This window comes from Corallococcus caeni (assembly GCF_036245865.1).
Taxonomy (GTDB): Bacteria; Myxococcota; Myxococcia; order Myxococcales; family Myxococcaceae; genus Corallococcus; species Corallococcus caeni.
Genome location: NZ_BTTW01000003.1, coordinates 793,523 through 812,560, shown reverse-complemented (window position 1 = coordinate 812,560; position 19,038 = coordinate 793,523). Strand labels below are relative to the sequence as shown.

12 protein-coding genes are annotated in these 19,038 nt (G+C 70.1%); 4 read left to right on the top strand and 8 right to left on the bottom strand.

The features are described 5' to 3' along the window. Positions 1 to 100 precede the first annotated feature (100 nt). The 3 genes from AABA78_RS17480 to AABA78_RS17470 all read right to left on the bottom strand — a co-directional run bounded on the left by AABA78_RS17480 (position 101) and on the right by AABA78_RS17470 (position 4,770). Positions 101 to 1,702, bottom strand: coding sequence for an MBL fold metallo-hydrolase (locus tag AABA78_RS17480; RefSeq protein ID WP_338264171.1), 1,602 nt, complete (start codon positions 1,700 to 1,702; stop codon positions 101 to 103). 214 nt (positions 1,703 to 1,916) lie between these two features. Beyond that, positions 1,917 to 3,350 carry a polysaccharide deacetylase family protein gene (locus AABA78_RS17475; RefSeq protein ID WP_338264170.1) on the bottom strand — a complete coding sequence of 478 codons (1,434 nt, stop codon included), beginning with the start codon at positions 3,348 to 3,350 and terminating at the stop codon, positions 1,917 to 1,919. A 64-nt stretch (positions 3,351 to 3,414) separates the two neighbouring features. After that, on the bottom strand, positions 3,415 to 4,770 hold the full coding sequence (locus AABA78_RS17470) for a nicotinate phosphoribosyltransferase (RefSeq protein ID WP_338264169.1): 1,356 nt from the start codon (positions 4,768 to 4,770) through the stop codon (positions 3,415 to 3,417). Between the two features lie 216 nt (positions 4,771 to 4,986). Here AABA78_RS17470 and AABA78_RS17465 point away from each other — a divergent pair, with 216 nt between their 5' ends. Then, positions 4,987 to 5,586 carry an SRPBCC family protein gene (locus AABA78_RS17465; RefSeq protein WP_338264168.1) on the top strand — a complete coding sequence of 200 codons (600 nt, stop codon included), beginning with the start codon at positions 4,987 to 4,989 and terminating at the stop codon, positions 5,584 to 5,586. 26 nt (positions 5,587 to 5,612) lie between these two features. Here the strand turns inward: AABA78_RS17465 and AABA78_RS17460 are convergent, their stop codons facing one another. From AABA78_RS17460 to AABA78_RS17450, 3 genes are all read right to left on the bottom strand, one after another. Beyond that, positions 5,613 to 7,856 (bottom strand): Kelch repeat-containing protein, encoded by a 2,244-nt coding sequence (locus AABA78_RS17460; protein ID WP_338264167.1) that lies wholly within the window; start codon positions 7,854 to 7,856, stop codon positions 5,613 to 5,615. Between the two features lie 238 nt (positions 7,857 to 8,094). Further along, the gene (locus AABA78_RS17455) at positions 8,095 to 8,493 is read right to left on the bottom strand and encodes a VOC family protein (protein ID WP_171413086.1); all 399 of its coding nucleotides are present in this window, start codon (positions 8,491 to 8,493) and stop codon (positions 8,095 to 8,097) included. Positions 8,494 to 8,596: 103 nt separating this feature from the next. Continuing rightward, entirely contained in the window at positions 8,597 to 10,018 is a 1,422-nt protein-coding gene (locus tag AABA78_RS17450; RefSeq protein WP_338264166.1) for a hypothetical protein, read from the bottom strand. A gap of 316 nt (positions 10,019 to 10,334) precedes the next feature. Here AABA78_RS17450 and AABA78_RS17445 point away from each other — a divergent pair, with 316 nt between their 5' ends. The 3 genes from AABA78_RS17445 to AABA78_RS17435 all read left to right on the top strand — a co-directional run bounded on the left by AABA78_RS17445 (position 10,335) and on the right by AABA78_RS17435 (position 14,971). Then, on the top strand, positions 10,335 to 12,596 hold the full coding sequence (locus tag AABA78_RS17445; protein ID WP_338264165.1) for a Kelch repeat-containing protein: 2,262 nt from the start codon (positions 10,335 to 10,337) through the stop codon (positions 12,594 to 12,596). Between the two features lie 158 nt (positions 12,597 to 12,754). Then, positions 12,755 to 14,077, top strand: a complete 1,323-nt coding sequence (locus AABA78_RS17440) for a cytochrome-c peroxidase (protein WP_338264164.1) — start codon at positions 12,755 to 12,757, stop codon at positions 14,075 to 14,077. 99 nt (positions 14,078 to 14,176) lie between these two features. Continuing rightward, positions 14,177 to 14,971: a cation transporting ATPase C-terminal domain-containing protein gene (locus tag AABA78_RS17435; RefSeq protein WP_338264163.1), complete on the top strand. Its 795-nt coding sequence runs from the start codon at positions 14,177 to 14,179 to the stop codon at positions 14,969 to 14,971. On the opposite strand, the gene AABA78_RS17430 is transcribed toward AABA78_RS17435, so the two are convergent. Both AABA78_RS17430 and AABA78_RS17425 read right to left on the bottom strand, forming a co-directional pair. Next, the gene (locus AABA78_RS17430) at positions 14,938 to 16,647 is read right to left on the bottom strand and encodes a glycoside hydrolase domain-containing protein (protein WP_338264162.1); all 1,710 of its coding nucleotides are present in this window, start codon (positions 16,645 to 16,647) and stop codon (positions 14,938 to 14,940) included. The genes AABA78_RS17435 and AABA78_RS17430 overlap by 34 nt on opposite strands. A gap of 99 nt (positions 16,648 to 16,746) precedes the next feature. After that, positions 16,747 to 18,960, bottom strand: coding sequence for a Kelch repeat-containing protein (locus AABA78_RS17425; protein WP_338264161.1), 2,214 nt, complete (start codon positions 18,958 to 18,960; stop codon positions 16,747 to 16,749). Between the last annotated feature and the right edge of the window lie 78 nt (positions 18,961 to 19,038).

Below are 19,038 nucleotides of genomic sequence, written 5' to 3'. Positions count from 1 at the left end.
AGGTGCGCCAGGCCGTGACCCGCACGGCCTCCGGACGCATGGCGGGGCCCACCGTGCCACCGGAGCGCGGGGCGTCCGGTGCACGGGGCCTGGATCAACCTCAGGCGCGCAGGTGGACTTCCTGCGCCCCCTGGAGCCGCTCCGCTTGGAGGCCACGCTCGCGCGCGGCGGCGAGGAGCCGCTCGGATTCCTTCATCCGGGGCGTCTCCGGGGTCGCGGCGGGCCCGATGATGTGTTCCATCCAGGGCTCCAGGCCCATGGCGTAGTTGAACAGGCGCTTCGCGCCCACGAGCTCCAGCAGGCGCAGCCCCTCGGCGCAGTTGCTGCCGCGGCACCGGCGGTTCTTCTCCAGCTTGCGGTCGCGCTTCTTGGGGAAGAAGCCCTCCAGCATCCAGGTGTGCGGGGCGCCTTCGATCTCCGTGTTCATGAAGACCGTGTGCAGGTCGCCCACCGTGGCGCGCAGGTCGCGGTAGGTCGTCTCGTCCACGCACATGGAGTCGGCGGCGAAGAACAGGCGCTCCGGACCGGTGCGGACGATCCAGGCCGTCTTCGCGTGGGCCACGTCGCCGTGCTCACCCATGAAGGGCGCGGCGATGATCTCCCCGTCCGGCAGGGGCAGGGATTCGTAGAAGTAGGGCTCCAGCACGTCGCGGAACCCGAGCGAGCGCGCCAGCAGCCGGGGCGAGTAGTCCCCCGCCAGCGCCCCGCTGGAGCGCGGCACCACCAGCGTGCCGATGCGCTGCCGCAGCCGCAGGAGCGTCTCGATGTCCAGGTGGTCCGGATGGCTGTGGGTGATGAGGACGTAGTCGATGCGGCGGGGCAGCTCCGCGAAGGAGATGCGCGGCAGCGGGCCCTGCGCCTCCGGACGCACGGGCACCACCGCGTCGATGAGGACCGACTTGCCCTTCCACTCCACCAGCACGCAGGCGTGCCCCACGTAGCGCACGCGCGGGGTGGCGCCGGTCCACGTCTCCGGCAGGGACTGGGGGGCCTCGCTCAACAGCGGCAGCAGCTCCGCGTCGGACGCCACCGCGTCACCCAGCACGTCGCGGATCCACCCGAGCGGCCGGGGCTCGATGTCCAGGCTGAAGAGGCGGTCCAGCCGCTCGTCGTGGAAGGGCACCTTCCAGTCCACCTGCCCGGGACCGCGCAGGCGAGGCGTGGTGAGCAGCGAGTCGCGCTCCGCGTCCGCCTTGAGGCGGCGCAGCCGCAGGGACTGGATGTCCGTCAGGTGATGGGGCCCACGGTACAGCAGGCCCTCGTGCACGCGCATCGACGGGCGGTTGACGTAGTCGTAGACCAGCTCCACCTTGCCCTTGAGCACGTCCGGCAGCGTCGAATACAGCGGCTCCAGCGACTGCCCCTTGGCCTCCGCCAGCAGCTGGTTCTGGAACGTGTCGAACGCCTCCGCCAGCTTCAGCCGCTCCTCCTGCCGGGCGGTGATCCGTTGCAGCAGCGCGCGCACCTCCTCCGCGCGCTCCGCCGGCACCCCGACGAACGAGCTGCCGCTGAGCATGGGGTCCTTCGCCGCCTTCGCGTGGAAGTCCGGCGTCTGCAGATAGGCCTTCAGCAGTGGCACCAGGTACGCCTGCAGGTGCAGGCTCGCGGGCATGGGGGCCACCGTCATCCACCACGCCTGGAAGTCCTGGACGAGGGGCTCGACGAGGGTGGCGTCCGCGAGTCGATAAAGAGGTTCGGTCATGGCTGCGATCACGGCGTGCGCTCGCGCCCGGCACGGTGCCGCCCGGTCCCCTCATGGAGGTGGGACGGGGCAGGTCACGCCAGGGGAGGACACAGGGAGAAAATACTTAACAGGATAACACCAGAATTTGAGGGATTCTGAGTTCGATTACAAGTCGGGTCCGGGCGGCTATACATGGTGTCCTATTTAAGCCAGCTTGTAACGTTTACATTCTTCATTGAGCCGACGGCGGTTCGGGCTCGAGCGGGGCGAGGGGGCTCGGGCCCAGGTCCTCGAGCCTGAAGTCATCCATCGTCAGCGTGCCCACGCGCTCCAGGGCCAGCCCCACGCTCAAGCCCAGGCCCGCGGAGGGCGCGGCGGGCGTCGTCCACTCGGCGTAGCCGTAGGTGCCGCGCGTGGGCAGCAGGGCGCTCTGGGCCCACCACACCCAGCCGCCGGAGGCGTTGCGGTAGTACGCCTTGAACAGGGGCGCGGCGGTGGCCTTGTACCAGGCGGACACCCTGTAGCGGTGGCCCGTGGTGAGCGCCGGCGCGCACGCTCCAAGGTCCTCCAGCGAGATGAGCTTGCGGTCTCCGCTGGAGTAGCTGGTGAGGTTCAAGCGCTGGGCCCAGCTCCCCGAATGCGCGTCCGAGGTCCGCGCCCACGTGAAGGCGTTGACGCCGTAGCCGCCGCGCTGCCAGCAGTCCGGCGTCCCGTCTCCGTTGCTGTCCGTCTCCAGGGACGGATTCCTCAATAGCTGCGTGGGAGGAGGCGTGCCCGCGTCGGGCAGCGGCGGCCCGTTGACGGGCGGCTTCACCGCGCCTCCGATGACCTGATCCACCGTGCGCACGAACGTGCCTCGCGAGGCGCGCGCCGCGAGCCAGTCCAGGAAGGCCGTGAAGGTGGACACGTTGATGCCGTAGGTCTCGGAGGTGGGGCACGGCCCCGGGCAGATTTCGTGGAAGGCGATGGGCAACCAGCCACCTCCGGCGGACTCGGCGCGCAGCACCAGCCCCTGCAGGTCCGACAGCGTCTGGGTTCTCTGGATGGAGCCGTGGTTGCGGATGGCGAAGGCGTCCTGCGGCGGAACGGTCTCCGCGTACGGGCAACCCGAGCAGCTGTCCGGCGTCCGCAGGCCGCCAGACTCCCGCGCGGAGTTGTAGTTGCAGTCGATGACGACCTGCTCGGTGGTCGCGTCCCGGGCTCCGGACGGGTAGGCGAACGACGTCACCCGCAGCCCCGCGTTGACCAGGGCGACGCGGTCGTCACACACCTGGCGCCGCTGCGAGTCCACGTCCAGCGTGGGGAGCTGGACATGCGACATCGTGTGGCCGCCCACCTCATGTCCGGCGGCCTGGAACCGACGGATCTGATCGACCGTCAGGTAGCCTGGGATGCCGAGCCGCCCGCTGCTGACGAAGAAGGTCCCGCGCATGCCGCGCGCCTCCAGCAGGGGCGCCGCGTTGACCTGACTGGCCCTCGCATCATCGAAGGTGATGGAGACGACGAGCTGCCCGGGCTCCAGGACGAGGCGCGACTTCTCCTCCAGGGCCTCTTCGGGCGCGGAGGGCGCGGAGCCCTGGCACGAGAGCGCCATCACGAAAGCCATCACGAACAATGACAACCCGATCGCGCGGGCCGTCCGGAGGGAGGGGGAGGAGAGGAGCATGGTGCCCGCCAAGGTGCGTGCGGTCCTCGGGCTGCCAAGCGGCCCGGAAGCATGGCGCGGCTGCTCACGGGTGAGCGCGAGAGACGGCCAGCCGCTCGCGCAACCCGGCGACCACCTGCTCCTTCGCGGCGCTCAGCGCGGCGCTCACTTCCACCGGATAGGGAGGCCGTGCCGGCTCCAGCCGCCGCACTTCCAGGGGCAGCCGCGCCAGCGCCTCTCGCGCATGCGCCTGGAGTACCGCGAGCGGTGGAGAGGCGCCCTCCAGCCGCCGGCCGTCGTCCATCACCCGCCGCAGCAGGGGATGTCCGGGCAGCGCCTCGTCATGGCACGCGAGCACGTCCCGCCTCGCCACGCCGTCCTGCTCCTCGCGGAACACCTGCTTGCGTCCGGGCAGCAGCACCTTGCCCGATGACAGCTTGAGCCGCCCCCGGCCCGCGTACTCCACCAGCTTGTAGGCCATGTCCAGCGCGGGCGCGTCGTCGGACACGCCCATGGCCGTGCCCACGCCGAAGGCGTCGATGGGCGCCTGATGCGCGAGCAGCTGTGCCACCTCGTCCTCGTCCAGCCCGCCGCTCGCGAGGATCCGCACGCGCTCCAGGCCCGCGGCGTCCAGCAGCGCGCGGGTCTGCTGCGAGAGCGACAACAGGTCTCCCGAATCCAGCCGCACCGCGCGCACGTGGAAGTCCGACCCGAGCTCATTCGCGAGCGCCACCACCTTCCGCACGCCCTCGAGCGTGTCGTACGTGTCCACCAGCAGCGTCGTCTCCGGGAACCGATGGACGTACGCGCGGAAGGCGGCAAGCTCGTCGTCGTGCGCCTGGATGTAGCTGTGCGCCAGGGTGCCCGCCACGGGGATGCCGTAGCGCTGGGCGGCCTGGAGGTTGGACGTGGCGCTCACCCCGGCGACATGCTCGGCGCGCACCACCTTGAGCCCCGCGTCCTCGCCGTGCATGCGCCGCACGCCGAAGTCCACCACGGGCCGGCCTCGCGCGGCCTCCACCACCCGCGCCGCCTTGGAGGCCGCCAGCGTCTGGAGATGCACCTGGTTGATGAGATACGTCTCCACGAGCTGCGCTTCGGGCAGGGGCCCCACCACCTCCAGCAGCGGCTCCTGGCCGAAGACAGGGGTGCCCTCGGGCACGGCGTGGACGTCCCCCGTGAAGCGGAAGTGCTCCAGCCAGTCCAGCAGCTGCCGGGAGAAGCGCCCCAGCGACTCCAGCCAGGAGAGGTCGGCTGGGGAGAAGCGGAGCGTCTCCAGGTAGGTGAGGGCCTGCTCCAGGCCGCACGCCAGCAGGAAGTTGCGGCGCGCGGGCAGCCGGCGGACGAAGAGGCTGAACGCTGCCTCCTCGTTGAGCCCCTCGGCCAGGTAGGCGTCCACCATCGTGAGCTCATAGAGGTCCGTGAGGAGTGCCGGCGCCATGGGTTCCCTCCCTTCGCGCACCGTCATGAAGGTATGGCCGTGGGCCGTGGAGCGGGACCGTCGCCTCAAGGGCGCTCCCAGGCGGGTTCCCCCTTGGGTGTCCTCCCTGTGGTTCCGAGGGGTTGGGCGCGGCCCCGGAAAAGATTCCGGGCGCGTCGATTTCCCGGGGGCTCGTTCGACGTAGGGGCAAATCCACGTCGGAATGAGGAGTCCCGCATGCTCAAGAAGATCCTGCTCGGTGCCGCCGTCGTCCTCGTCGCGTTCCTCGGCTTCGTCGCGACACGTCCTTCCAACTTCGAGATCAAGCGCTCCACCACGGTGCGCGCGCCGGCCAGCGTGGTGTACGGGCTCGTGGCGGACTTCAACAAGGTGGCGACCTGGTCGCCGTTCATGAAGCCCGACCCCGTCCGGAAGGACACCTACGCGGGCGTTCCCGCCACGGTGGGCCACTCGGTCACCTGGACCAGCACGGACAACTCCAGCGAGGGCAAGATGACCATTGCGTCGCTCAAGCCGCCCGAGCAGATCCAGCTCCAGCTCGACTTCGTCAAGCCGTTCGAGGCCACCAACGAAACGGTCTTCCGGTTCGAGCCGGCCGGCAATGACACCCGCGTCACGTGGGTGATGTCTGGCCAGAACGGCTTCCTGAGCAAGGCGTTCTCCGTGTTCATGGACGTGGACAAGATGGTCGGCTCGGACTTCGAGGCGGGGCTCGCCACGTTGAAGGACCTCGCCGAGGCCGAAGCGAAGGCCTCGGCCTCGGCCGCCGGGAGCGCGGCTCCGAACGGCGCGGTGGCGACCGACACGGTGAAGTAGCCGGGTGCGGCGCCGCCGCGCGCGCCTCATGGCGTGAAGACCTCCGCCGACTCCTCGTCCGTTTCGGTGTTGGGGGGTGTGCCGGCGACGAGCGCCCTGCCGTCGAGCAGCGCCGTCACCGTGTACCCGCTACGAAGGATGGCCGGCGCAGGAGCCATCCTCCACGTGCCCGAGCCCGGTTCATAGAGCTCCGCCACCCAGCTCACGACGAACCCCCTGCCGTCGCGCAGCCGCACCGCCGGGCCGCCAATGGGCTCGAGCGGCATGGCCGTCAGGCTCCAGGTGTTCAGGACGGGGTCATACAACTGCGCCGCCCTGCCTCTCACGTCGAGCACCTTGCCCGTGGGCAGCACCACCGGCCAGACACCGAGGTGCGCGAGCGGAGGCGCGGTTGGGCTCCAGCTCCTCGTGGCCGGGTCATACACCTCGGCATCGGCGTCTCCCGTGGTGAGCACCTTGCCCGTGGGCAGCACCGCCGCGGAGAAGAAGTGGGGGGCCGCCATGGCGCCCGCCGGACTCCAGGTGCCCGTGTCCGGGTCGTATACCTCCGCGGAAGTGAGGCCGCCGCTCATGTCCTCGCCTCCCGCCACGAGCACCTTGCCGTCGGGAAGCAGCGCCGCCAGCTGCCTGGAGCGGCCCTGGGCCATGGAGCCCGTCGGAGTCCAGGTGTTCGTGGCCGGGTCGTAGAGCTCCGCCCGAGCGGAATAGAACTCGAAGCCCTCGCCTCCCGCGACGAGGACCCGGCCGTCACGCAGCAACGTCGCCGAGTGGTAGAGGCGGCGCACGTTCATGGGGGCGCCAGGGGTCCAGGTGTTCGTGACCGGGTCGTAAAGCTCCGTCGAGTCGAGGAAGAAGCTCCATTTCTGAGCGCTTCCTCCCGCGATGAGCACCCGGCCATCCGGCAACAGCGTCGCGGTGTGACCCCACCGGGGCCCGCCGGCCATGGGCCCGGTGGGATCCCACCGGCCTACGAGGGTGCACTCCGGCAGCCCCGCCACCGTGAAGCTCCGGGTGGTCGTGAGGTCGAAGGCATTCGTCACGGTGACGGTGATGGACGGAGTCGTGCCCGGGCGGATGCACACGGGCGCCGTCCAGGTGATGCGGCTGTGGTTGCCGACCTGCGCCGGAGCGCCTGTCGTGCCGGTACTGGAGTCCCAGGAGAAGGTGAGCGCGGAGCCCTGCGGGTCGCTGGCGGCCACCTCATACGTGAGCACCTCTCCCGGGAGGGCCGTGTCCGAGGAGCGGTAGGAGCGCAGGATGACGGGCTGCAGGGGGTTGAGGGGAGGCGTGCTGGAGACGCACAGGGCGACGGTGCCCGTGTTGTGCCCTCCGCGCCCGTCGGACACGGAGACCGTCAGCCGGCAGTTGTTGCAGGCCTCCGCGGGCACGAGCGAGGGCGTGAATCCAGCGGTGCTGGAGGACGCATCGGTCCAGGTGCCCGCGCACGACGCGCTCCAGGAATAGGAGAGCGCGTCTCCGTCCGGATCCGTCGCCGTGACGGACACCGACGTCGGCTGCCCGACGACGAGTTGCGTGGGCGCGGCATCGAGCGAGGTGACCACCGGCGCGCTGTTGAAGGAGATGGACAGCTCGGCCTCACCTTCGCCCGCGGGCAGGACGTTGACGCGCAAGAGCGCGCTGGAGGCCAGGCCGCGCGAGTCCGTCACGGTGAGCGTCAGTGTTTGAATGCCGGTGGTCGCGGGCGCCGTCCACGAGGTGTCGCGCTCGGAGGGCGAGGAGAACGTGCCCGCGGTGGCGCTCCAGGCGTAGCTGAGCGTGTCCTCCGGGTTCGGGTCATGCGCGTAGGAGATCAGCGAGACGGTGCCTCCGGCCGTCACGGTGCTGGGATTGGCAACGACGTAGTCGATGAGCGGCGCTTCGTTGTCGAAGGGCGGTGGTGGGTTGAGCTGCTGGAGGGTGATGGCGACGAGGGTCGTCTGGTCCGCGAGGATGGAGACGCCGGAGGCGGAGCCCGCGAAGAGCAGGGTGCCGGAGGCGTCATAGGCCCGCGCGGCGAAGGCACGGCCAGTGCCGGCGGGGATGTTGCCGATGGTGCCGCCCCACACGCCATTCGTGGGCGCCAGGTCCACCCAGACGGTGCGGATGTCCGGCCCGCCCGAGGCGACCGCGACGCGGGTGATGGCGGATGAGAGGGATTGCGGCACCGAGACGGCGAAGCGCGCCGTCCCGGTGTCCCCTGTCGTGTCCCCACAGCCCGCGAACAGCGCCACCGCGAGCGCCAGCATCAGGTGAAGGCCTGCTCTTTTCATGTCCGTCCCCCTCGCCGCGAGCGTGAGGCTCGCGAAGCAACCGCAGCGGATGAGAGGACTTGGAGCGACGCGCGAGAGGGCTCACCTGTTTGCGATTGGGGCGACTATCCAGGATGGAAGGCATTGCCGCCCATGGGCCGGACAGGTGGTGCGCCGTCCTATGACTGACGACGGGGGGCCTTCTCGGGCCTCTGGCGTCGTCCGTCGCACCTCCTCGCCGCCTGGCCGGCCGGCCGCATCAAGGCTGCGGCGCCGACCAGACCAGGTTCCACAGGTGGCCGTCGAGGTCCTCGAAGCCCTGGTCATACATGAAGCCGTTGTCCTCGGGCGGATGCGGAATGCGAGCGCCAGCGGCGGCGGCCTTGGCGATCAGACTGTCCACCTCCTCCCGGCTGTCGCAGTTCAGGCAGATGACGACCTCGTTGGCGTCCTTCGCCTGCGCGACGGGCTTGTTGGTGAGCGTCTTGAAGAACGCTTCGGTCGTCAGCATGGCATGGATGCTGCCATCCACGATGTCCATGAACGCCGCGCTCTCGTTGCTGAATTGGGGCTTGAAGCTGAAGCCGAGAGCGGAAAAGAAGGCCTTGGATCTATCCAGGTCCTTGACCGCCAGGTTGAAGATGATCTGCTCTTTCATGATGTCCTCATGTCGAAAGGTGAGAGGAGACTCTACGCGGTAGCGAGCGCGACGTCCTGCTCTTCATCCCAACGAAGACACCGGCGGCAACTCCTCCGAGGGCTCACGGGTACAGGCTCAGGAGAAACGGGTCGAAGATGTCCGGCGTGGTGGGCTGGAGGGTCCCCGTGCCGAAGTCCACCGGGCCGCGGAATCCGCCCGTCACGGCGACCTCGCCCTCGCGCGAGACGGACAGTCCGCTGAAGAGCGTGGTCTCCTCGGGGAAGGTGCGCACCCAGTCGCGCGCTCCGTCCACGCGGTCGTACTTGTTGACGAAGGCATACAGGGAAGCCGTTGGGGGCAGCGGGCCCGAGCCGACGTCGTCCCCCGGCATGGCCACGCCGAGCACCGTCATGTGGTCCTCGTGGTCCGAGCGCACCTCGAAGACGGTCCAGCCCAGCTTGCGGCCCCAGCGGTCCTCCCCGTCGCGCGTCATCGCGAGCACCATGCCCGCGCTGCCCACCGCGGGCGCGATGAACGTGCGCCCCCCGAAGTCGAAGCGGCCCGTGAAGCGGCCCACGGGCACCACGCGGTTGCCGTGCACCGCGACGTCGGTGAACCGGCTGAGGGCCGTCGCGTCCTCCAGCGTGCGAGACCAGACATGCCGTCCGGACGGACTGAAGCGGGCCACCACGGCCGTCTCCACGCCCGGCACGGATGGCTGCAGCGGGCCTCCGCCGAAGTCCGTCGCTTCATCGAAGGAGCCGGCGATGTAGATGTGGTCCTGCTCGTCGACGGCGACGCCTCCGAGGGAGGCGGTGGCCGGGGAGGTGAAGACGCGGTCCCACAGCCAGGCCCCGTCGCGGGTGTACTTCACGAGGAAGGCGGAGACGGGGCCGGTGGTGCGCGGGCCGCCGCCGAAGTTCGCCGGCCCCTCCACGGCGCCCGCGAGGATGACGTGGTCCCCGCTGTCGACGGCCAGCCCGGAGGTGCCGTCGTAGTTGCCTCCCAGGTTGCGCACCCAGCGCACCTCGCCCTCGCGCGTGAACTGCGCCAGGAAGAAGCCCGTCACCGTGACGCCGCCGAGCACCACCGGGTGTGACGTGTTGCCCCGCACGGTGATGTTGCGCTGGCGGTCCGTGGCGGCGACCTCGAAATAGGTGTCCGGGAAGAGGGCTCCCGCCGCCGCGCCATAGCCATGGGACCACAGCAGCCGCCCGTCGCGCGCGTACTTCACGATGAAGGCGTTGTTCCCGGCCTCCGCGGCGACCGCAGGCAGCGCGCCGCCGCCGAAGTCCGGCGAGCCCTCGTACGTGCCGACGACGATGTTGGCGCCGTCCCGGTCCGTGGTGACGTCCCCCGGCAGGACGTCCCCTCCCGGAGAACCCACGCCCCGGCGCACCCAGCGCGTCTGGCCCCCGGCATGCCGCGTCTCCAGCGAGGCCTCCGAGGCCTGCACCCCGGAGGGCTCCATGGGACCCTTGCCACAGCCCGCGCCCAGCGCCACGCCGCATACCGCGATGGCCCACGCCTTCATGCCTGTCATCGTCGCCTCCCGCCCACTGGAACCCGCGCCAGGGATGGACGCGGTGCCGAAAAAGGAGGGTTGGCAATGCCAGACACTCCGGACACCCGTGCGGAGGTCGCACCGGCGTGTCGTCGCGAGCGGCAGGGCCAGGCTTCGTCCCGTAGAGGACGACGGCCCACCTCTTCAGGTCATGGTCAGCGCAGTCCTTCCGCCTGGATAGTCCATGTCCAATCGCTTGCAGGGTGAGCGCTCGTCGGTGCTGCCAGCGTGGCCCGCTCGAGGCCCATCCGCTTCCGGTTGATTCGCGAGCATCACGTTCGCGACGGGGGGCTACATGAAAAGAGCATTCATTCACCTGATGCTGACGCTCACGGCGGCGCTGCTCGCCGGCTGCGGGGATTCCTCCGGGGACACCGGGACCGCGCGCTTCGCTGTGTCCGTGCCACAATCCCTCTCAACCGCCATCGCCCGCGTGTCGGTCGCCTCGGGCGGACCGGACATCCGTACCGTCTGGGTGGACCTGGCCCCCACCGACGGCATGTGGGGCGGCACCATCGGCAACATCCCCGCGGGCACCGGCCGTGCCTTCGCCGCGCGAGCCTATGACGCCTCGGGCACGCTGCTCTTCGCGGGCTCCGCCTCCGGCGTCACCATCGCCGCGAACCAGACGGCCTTCGTCGCCATCACCCTCCAGCAGCTCAACCCGCCGCCGCCGTTCGAGAACGAAGCGCCGCTCATCGACTCCCTGGTGGCCTCCACGACCACCGTGCCAGCGGGACGCTCGCTCTTCCTGTGGGCCACCGCGCATGATCCGAACGCGGGGGACACGCTCAGCTACGCGTGGAGCGCCACCGCGGGCGTGTTCTCCTCGATCTCCGACGGCTTCGCCGTGTGGGTGGCGCCCGCCGCCACCGGCATCCAGAGGGTCACGGTGACGGTGACGGACTCACGTGGCCTGTCCTCCAGCGCCACCCTGTCCATCAACGTCCAGCCAGAAGGGGAGGGCGAGGCCGAGCTGTCCATCTCCTTCAACAGCACTCCCCAGGTGTCCTCCATCACGGCGACGGCGACGCGGTTGGCCGTGGGGCAGATGACCACCGTCGCCGCGCTGGCCACGGACCTGGATGGAGACAGCCTCACCTACGCCTGGAGCGCCTCGTGCGCGGGCACCTGGGTGGGGGCGTCCTCCAGCACCGCTGGGTTCACGCCCTCGCACGTGCCCGCGGAGGCCTGCAACAACTGCCGCCTGACCGTCTCCGTGTCCGACGGACGCGGAGGGCACAACACGGGCACCGTCGCCCTGTGTGTCAGCACCACGCCTCCGTCCAATCCCCTGGCGCCCGTCGTCCTGCGCTCCTATCGATCCTCGGACACGGCCCTCCCGGGAGAGGTGCTCACCTTCGAGGTGGCCGCCAGCGACCCGCAGGGCTCCGCGCTCACCTTCTCCTGGGGAGCCACCGCTGGCACGCCAGGCACGCCGACCGGGGACTCCACACACAGCCGCATCACCTGGACGGCGCCTCCGTGTCTCGATGTCGCGGCCCCGGCCATCACCGTCACCGTCACGAATGCCTTTGGCCTCACGGCCACCCAGAGCTTCACCGCGGCGGGCTTGCCGGCCTGCTCCACGCCGGGGATGTGGGCGCTGACGGCTCCCAGGGCCTTCGACTTGTTTCGCCTGGTCAGCACGGCGACGCTGCTGCCCGACGGCAAGGTGCTCGTCGCCGGGGGACGGCAGGAGCAGGGACACACCTGCGGCAGCGCGGCGGAGCTGTACGACCCGCCCTCGAATACCTGGAGCGCGACAGGCTTCATGCTCGACTGTCGCTATGGGCACACGGCGACGCTGCTGCCCGACGGGAAGGTGCTCGTCGCGGGAGGACGGGGCCAGGTCGTCAACACTGCGACGGCGGAGCTGTACGACCCGGCCACGGGCACCTGGAGCGCGACGGGCTCCATGACGGAACCGCGCGCCGGCCACACGGCGACGCTCCTCCCAAATGGCAAGGTACTCGTCCAGGGCGGAATGACGGCGGAGCTCTATGACCCGGCTTCGGGGACCTGGAGTCTCACGGGCTCACTGGCGGTGGTTCATTGGGAGAACTCGGCGACACTGCTTCCCAACGGAAAGGTGCTCGTCGCGGGGGGACGCAACCTGGACGGCCCCCTCGCCACGGTGGAGCTGTACGACCCGGCTTCGGGGACGTGGAGTCTCACGGGCTCCCTGGTCGCGCCGGCCAGCGAATGGGCCGCGCTGCTGCCTGACGGCAAGGTGCTCGTCGTGGAGGGGACGGCAGCGCAGTTGTACTCGCCCACCACGGGCACCTGGAGCCTCACGGGCTCTCCGGTCGAGCCCCTCGGCGGCCCGATGACGCTGCTGCTCGACGGCACGGTGCTCGTCACGGGCTCCGCTCAGGGCGGCACCCTGACCACGGCGGAGCGGTACGACCCGGCTTCGGGGACCTGGAGCACGACCGGATCAATGATCGAGCCCCGCTCCCCTGGGGAATTCACGGCGACGCTGCTGCCCGACGGCAAGGTGCTCGCCGTGGGCGGGAACTACACCTCCACCTCCTCCGAGCTCTATACCCCCTGAGCCAGGCGGCTTCCCCATCCCGGTGGACCATCCGCTCCGCGGAATGCAACACACGATCGCGCTCCCGGCCCATGGCCGGGGCCTGGTCGAGACAGCACCCTGGCCGCCGCTCCCAAACCGAGGTGCTGGACATGCATGGGTCACGGTCATGGTGCAGGTTGTCTCTTCTGCTGACGCTGGGCGGGGCGCTGGCGTGCGAGGTCGCTCCGGCACCTGGGACGCTGCCATCGAAGCCGCTCGTGGCTGGGGACGCCGGTGACGCGAAGGCACAGGAGACGCCGGAGGCCGTCCAGGCCTCGGCCATCTTCGAGGCCACGTTGCGCGAGGAGGCCACGTCGGCGCCCAATGGGCTCAAGCCCGTGGAGCGGCTCGGCAAGCTGCTCTTCTTCGACCGCCGGCTCTCCGAGCCCATGGGCCAGGCGTGTGCCGTCTGTCACGGCCCCGAGGTGGGCTGGACGGGCCCCAGCCTGCTCATCAACCTCACGGGCTCCGTGTACGAAGGCGCCGTGCGGGGGCGCTTCGGCAACCGCAAGCCGCCCTCGTCCGCCTACGCCACCCAGGCGCCCATCCTCCACCGGACGGCCCCCGGTGAAGCCACGTTCGTGGGCGGCAACTTCTGGGACGGCCGCGCCACCGGCGAGGAGCTGGGCAACCCCGCGGCGGATCAGGCGCAGGGCCCCTTCCTCAACCCCGTGGAGCAGAACAACCCCAGCGAGGCCGCCGTCGTGGCCAAGGTCTGCGGAGGCCCGTACGGCGATCTCTTCCGCGCGGTCTGGGGCGCCAACATCTGCGGCGACGTGCCGCGCGCGTATGACGACATCGCGAGGTCCATCGCCTCGTATGAGGCCTCTCGCGAGGTGAACGCCTTCTCCTCGAAGTACGACGCCTTCCTCGCGGGCCGCGCGCGGCTCTCACCCCAGGAGCGGTGGGGCCGGGAGCTCTTCGAGGGCAAGGCCCACTGTGACAGGTGCCACCCCAGCCAGCGTGGCCCCGGCGGTGAGCCGCCGCTCTTCACCGACTACACCTTCGAAAACCTGGGCGTGCCGCGCAACCTGCTCAATCCCTGGTACTGGCAGCTCCAGTTCAACCCGGACGGCCCCTTCTGGATCGACCCCGGCCTGGGAGGCTTCCTCCAGACGCGCCAGGACTACGCGCCGTTCGCGCGCGTCAACCTGGGCAAGGTCAAGGTCCCCACCCTGCGCAACGTGGACAAGCGCCCGTTCCCTGCCTTCACCAAGGCCTATATGCACAACGGCTCCTTCAAGAGCCTGGAGTCCGTCGTCCACTTCTACAACACGCGAGACGTGCTGCCGGCCTGCTTGGGGAGCGCGTCGGGGGCTCCTGGCGTGGACTGCTGGCCGCTGCCGGAGGTGGGGCTGAACGTCAACACGCAGGACGTGGGCGACCTGGGCCTGTCGCCCCAGGAGGAGCAGGCCCTCGTCGCCTTCATGCGCACGCTGTCGGACGGCTACTCCCACTGACGGGAGCCGCTCCGGCAGGGCGAGCGGATCCCGCCACCGCCGCCTGAACGTCCCTCCCGGAGGCTGCCACTGCGCAGCTTCCAGGGGAGGCGGGCGCCCATGAAGATCCATCACCTCACGGTGGCCGAGAGCCTGCGCAGCCTGGACAGCCGCGCGCAGGGGCTGGCCAGCGCGGAGGGGGAGCGCCGCCAGCGCGAGTTCGGCCCCAACCCGGTCTCCGAGGGGCTGCTGCCCACCGTCACGCTGGCGCTGGCCATGGCTTCGCAGCGCATGGCCCGGCGCAACGTCGTCGTGCGCGACCTGGTCTCCGTGGAGACGCTGGGCTCGGCGACCGTCATCTGCACGGACAAGACGGGCACCCTCACCGAGAACCGGATGGAGGCGCGCGCCCTGTTCGTCGCCAGCGGCCGGCACGCCGCCTCGCCTCCGGAGTTGGCCGCGCTGGCTGCGTCGTCCCCGCGCCTCTTCGAGGGCGCCCGCCTGTGCCACACGCTCCAGGAGGTGCGCCGTGACGGGGCGCCGGTGCTGGTCGGCGACCCGATGGAGGTGGCGCTGGTGCACCTGCCGGCCATGGCCGCGTGCCAGGGCGCCATCGTCGTGATGCAGGTGTGCAACGTGCTGCTGTGCCGCACGGAGCGCGCGCCCACCTTCTCCGTGCGGCCGAGGGACAACCCGCTGCTGTTCGTGGGCGTGGCGGTGGAGCTGCTGCTGCTCGGCTTCATCCTCTACACGCCGTGGGGCAACCGCGTCTTCGCCACGGCCCCGGTGCCCGCCGCGGCGTGGCTCTTCGTGCTGCCGTTCGCCGCCGGGATGCTGGCGCTGGAGGAGGCGCGCAAGGCGTGGGTCCGCCGCGTCCGGCCTCAGGGAGGCGACACGCGGTCCCGGCACAACTGACGGTAGCGCTTGATGAGCAGCAGCCGCGCCCGGTCGAAGGCCTCGCCGTCGTCGGGGACCGCCCAGGCGTGCGGGATGAGCTTCCGGGCCACGGCGCGCGCGTACGCCGGGTCGCCCGCGTCACTCACCAGCTTGAGCCATTCGTAGTCCTGCATGCCTTGCCGGATGAGCTTCATGCGCAGCGAGGGCAGGGGGATCTCGGTGGTGCCGCCGATGATGGAGGGCAGCCCCGGGTAGAAGAGGGTGCCGTCGCCGTTGCCATTGAAGCGGAACTGCGTCGTCCACGCGGTGTAGAGCAGGCCCACCGTCTGGTAGTACAGCTCGCCGCTGGCGCCGTTGATGAAGTCCAGCCACTGCATGCCTCGCGCCTTGGCCGCCGAGCGGTCCACCATGTACGAGGGCCAGCCCTGGCCGGGGATGTTCTCCGGAGGCGGCGGCTCGTTCGGGGAGCAGCCGTGGCTGGCGCAGCTCTGGTAGAGCCACAGCTCGCGGCGGGGCTGGGCGAGGAAGTCGTCGTACTTGGGGCGCTGGTCGCCCACGTAGGGCGGCTTGGTTCCGTCGATGAAGTTCACCAGCACGGTGATGATGTCGATCTCCTCCAGGAGCCCGTGGGCTTCCAGTTCGGTGACGGTGCTGGTCAGCAGCGTGCGCAGAAGCGGGGCCGCGGTGCGGGTGAGCTCCGCGCGGGCCGCCACGGCCTCCCAGCTGGTGCCATAGGGCGGCTCGTCCCCCACGTAGTCGAAGGAGCGCGACAGCCATCCGCGCGCTTCCGCCTCTGTCTGGAACTCCGTCAGGGACGCGCCGTTGGCCGGCCCCAGGTACTGCAAGGCCGTCATGCGCGCCCCTTGCAGCCGGTTGGGGGCGGTGCCGTCGAGGAACGGCCCCCAGCGCTCATTGAACGTGTCGTAGTCCGGCAGGTCCCACGTGGGCAGGTTCACCTCCCGGGGGAAGGCGCTCGCCAGCGTGATGCGGTGCTCCAGCGCCATCCGGTGGAACAGCTTCAAGAGCCGCACCTGCGTGTCCACGGGGCACACCGGATCTCCCGTGAAGGCGCGGCACACGTGGGGCGGCCAGAGCAGGAAGGCGCTGCGCAGGGAGGAGGTGCTCGGCAGGACGGCGTCCACCACCTGGAGGCGCACCTCCACCCGCGAAGTGAAGCCTTCGCCTCTCACCGTCACGGTGCCCCGGTAGTTGCCGGGGCGCGCGTTGGACGGCACGTGCACGTCCACCCAGATGGCACGGGCTTCGCCCGCGGGCACGTCAAAGGGAAAGGCCAGACGCTTCTCGCCCACGACTTCGTCCACGTCCGGCACCAAGCCGTCCGGCCACCGCCCGGGAGTCGTCCCCGGAGGCGTGGGGGTCGTGATGTCCAGGAACGCTTCCCGGTAGAGCAGCAGGTCTCCGCCCTGGATGCGCGACCGGCCCCCACGCAGCTCCGGCAGCGCGGCGCTCACGCCCCGCAGGCCCGTCGTGCCGCCGTGGAGCACCACCTGGAAGGACACGAACTCGTTGCGCGCGGCGGTGAGCGAAATGGATCGCTGGGAGCGGGGAGGCGTCTCCGGGCGCACCTTCACCATCGCGCTCTCGGTCCAGACGGCCGGACGCGACGAGTGCGCCCCGGCCACCTGACTCCACACCAACAACAGACAGGCCAGCGCCAGCTTGGGGAATTGCATAACGTCAGAGGTTGCGCTTTGAGAGGAATTGCGGCAATCCCCCCTCCGGCGCCAGCGCCGATGGGGCAGCTGACATCGGGAGGGTTCCCCGGACGGAGTTCAGGGTGAGTACAGCTCCGCCGTCCCAGTCGTTTCGTCGTCCCCCGCAACGAGGACCTTCCCGTTGAACAGCAACGTTGGCGTGTGGTTATAGCGAGGTCTGGACATGGAGCAGGCGGCACGCCACGTCCCCGAGAGCGGGTCGTACACCTCCGCCGTCGCGAGGATCCCGCGCTCGTTATAACCGCCGACGACGAGTGTCCCTCCGTTGAACAGCGGCGTTGCCTGGGCACTGACGCGGGGTCCGGTCATGGAGCCCGTCGCGCGCCAGGTGCCCGAGCGAAAGTCATACGTCTCCGCGGTCTCCAGTTCGCGCTCACCGGACCATCCCCCGGCGATGAGGGCCTTTCCGGTGAACAACAGCGTCATCGTGGGGACGAGGCGCGGCACGGACATGGAACTGGTGGCACGCCAGGTCCCCGACGCCGGGTTGTACACCTCCGCCGACGCGAGGGCGCCACTGTCGAGGTTGGCTCCCCCCGCGACGAGCACCCTGCCGTCGGGCAACAGCGTCGCCGCGTGTTGGACGCGGGCTGAAGCCATGGAGCCCGTCGTGCGCCAGGTGTCCGTGGCCGGGTCGTACACCTCCGCGGTCGCGAGTGGTTTCCCGTCGGCGTCGTCACCACCCAGGACGAGGACCTTCCCATTTGGCAGCAGCACCGCCACGTGACTCCAACGCGGGGCTGCCAGCGAGCCGGTCCTGCGCCAGGTGCCCGAGACCGGGTCATAGAGCTCCGCCGTCCTGAGCGATTCGGTGCGGCTGATGCCCCCCGCGACCAGCACCTTTCCGTTGGGCAACAGCGTTGCCGTGTTGCGAAAGCGGGGCCCGGTCATCGAGCCCGTCGCGCGCCAGGCGCCCGAGGCCTGGTCGTAGAGCTCCGCTGTCGCAACCGCGCTGTAGTTCTCGTCTGCGCCCCCCGCGACGAGGACCTTGCCGTTGAGCAGCAAGGTCGCCGTGTGCTCACGGCGAGGCTCGCGCATCGAACCCGTTGCCTTCCAGGTGCCCCGCAGCGGGCCGTACACCTCCGCGGTCGAGGTGACGGCTCCTTCCGAGCCGAATCCCCCTGCGACGAGGACCCTTCCGTCGGGCAACGCCGTGGCCGTGGGCGATATCCGAGGCTCGGCCATGGAACTGGCCGCACTCCAGGCCCCCGAGGTCGGCTCGTACACTTCCGACTCCGCGAGCGCGCGGGTCCCCGTCCAGCCACCGGCGACAAGCACTCTTCCGTCAGTGATCAGCGCCGCGACATGCTGACCTCGAACCGAAGCCATGGAACCCGTCGTGCTCCAGGCTCCCGTGGCTGGGGCATAGACCTCCGCCGTCGCGAGGTAGCCGCCCGTGCCGAAGTTGAGCCCTCCCGCGACGAGGACGTTGCCATCGGGCAGCAGCGTCGCCGTGTGCTCGCCGCGACCCATTGCCATGGATCCCGTAGTGCTCCAGGATCCCGAGGCAGGGTCGTACAGTTCCGAGGACGCGAGGGACAAGAGCACGTTGTACCCTCCCGCGACCAGCACCCTACCGTCAGGCAGCCCCGTCGACGTGTGATTGGAGCGTGCCGCCGCCAGGGAGCCGGTGGTGCTCCAGGTGCCCGAGGCCGGGTCGTACACCTCCGCTGTCGCGAAGCCGATGCCGCTGCCGTCCGACCCCCCCGAGACGAGAACCTTTCCGTTGGAGAGCAGCGTCGCTTCATGTGCGACGCGCGCCGTGGTCATGGAGCCCGTCGGGCACCAGGTTCCTGAAGCAGGGTCGTACACCTCCGCCGTCGCCAGGACGCCATCCGTGGGGTTGATGCCCCCCGCGACGAGGACCTTTCCGTCAGGCAGCAGCGTCGCCGTGTGATCGTAGCGGGACACGGTCATGGAGCCGGTCGGGCTCCAGGTCCGGGAGGCCGGGGCGTACAGGTCCGCCCTCGCGGTGTCGCCTCCCGCGACGAGGACCCGGCCATTGCGCAGCAGCGTCGCGGTGTGAAAACTGCGAGGTGTCGACATGGAGCCCGCCGGACTCCATCCCGCACAGCTTTGTCCTCCCGGCGTTGAACAGCCCTGGGGCGTGCTGGAGATGGCGGAGTCGGGAGCGCCGTCGGGTGAGAGGAGTTGCTGCGCGGCGTCCGCGTACCCGACCTCGTCCGATTCGGAGTCGGAGGAAGAGAGGGTGCAAGCCGCCAGCAGCGATACCCCGAGCACCAGCATCCACCGGGTGAATGCATTTCTCATGAGAACCCTCCGGAGGTTTCAATCCCTATCCACGGAGCTGTGACGGGATGAGGAAGCGCCTCTCGCGTCGATCCAGCA

Coding starts and splice junctions, on each gene's coding strand:
- AABA78_RS17480 (WP_338264171.1), bottom strand. CDS start 1,702: ATGACCGAACCTCTTTATCGACTCGCGGACGCCACCCTCGTCGAGCCC.
- AABA78_RS17475 (WP_338264170.1), bottom strand. CDS start 3,350: ATGCTCCTCTCCTCCCCCTCCCTCCGGACGGCCCGCGCGATCGGGTTG.
- AABA78_RS17470 (WP_338264169.1), bottom strand. CDS start 4,770: ATGGCGCCGGCACTCCTCACGGACCTCTATGAGCTCACGATGGTGGAC.
- AABA78_RS17465 (WP_338264168.1), top strand. CDS start 4,987: ATGCTCAAGAAGATCCTGCTCGGTGCCGCCGTCGTCCTCGTCGCGTTC.
- AABA78_RS17460 (WP_338264167.1), bottom strand. CDS start 7,856: ATGAAAAGAGCAGGCCTTCACCTGATGCTGGCGCTCGCGGTGGCGCTG.
- AABA78_RS17455 (WP_171413086.1), bottom strand. CDS start 8,493: ATGAAAGAGCAGATCATCTTCAACCTGGCGGTCAAGGACCTGGATAGA.
- AABA78_RS17450 (WP_338264166.1), bottom strand. CDS start 10,018: ATGACAGGCATGAAGGCGTGGGCCATCGCGGTATGCGGCGTGGCGCTG.
- AABA78_RS17445 (WP_338264165.1), top strand. CDS start 10,335: ATGAAAAGAGCATTCATTCACCTGATGCTGACGCTCACGGCGGCGCTG.
- AABA78_RS17435 (WP_338264163.1), top strand. CDS start 14,177: ATGAAGATCCATCACCTCACGGTGGCCGAGAGCCTGCGCAGCCTGGAC.
- AABA78_RS17430 (WP_338264162.1), bottom strand. CDS start 16,647: ATGCAATTCCCCAAGCTGGCGCTGGCCTGTCTGTTGTTGGTGTGGAGT.
- AABA78_RS17425 (WP_338264161.1), bottom strand. CDS start 18,960: ATGAGAAATGCATTCACCCGGTGGATGCTGGTGCTCGGGGTATCGCTG.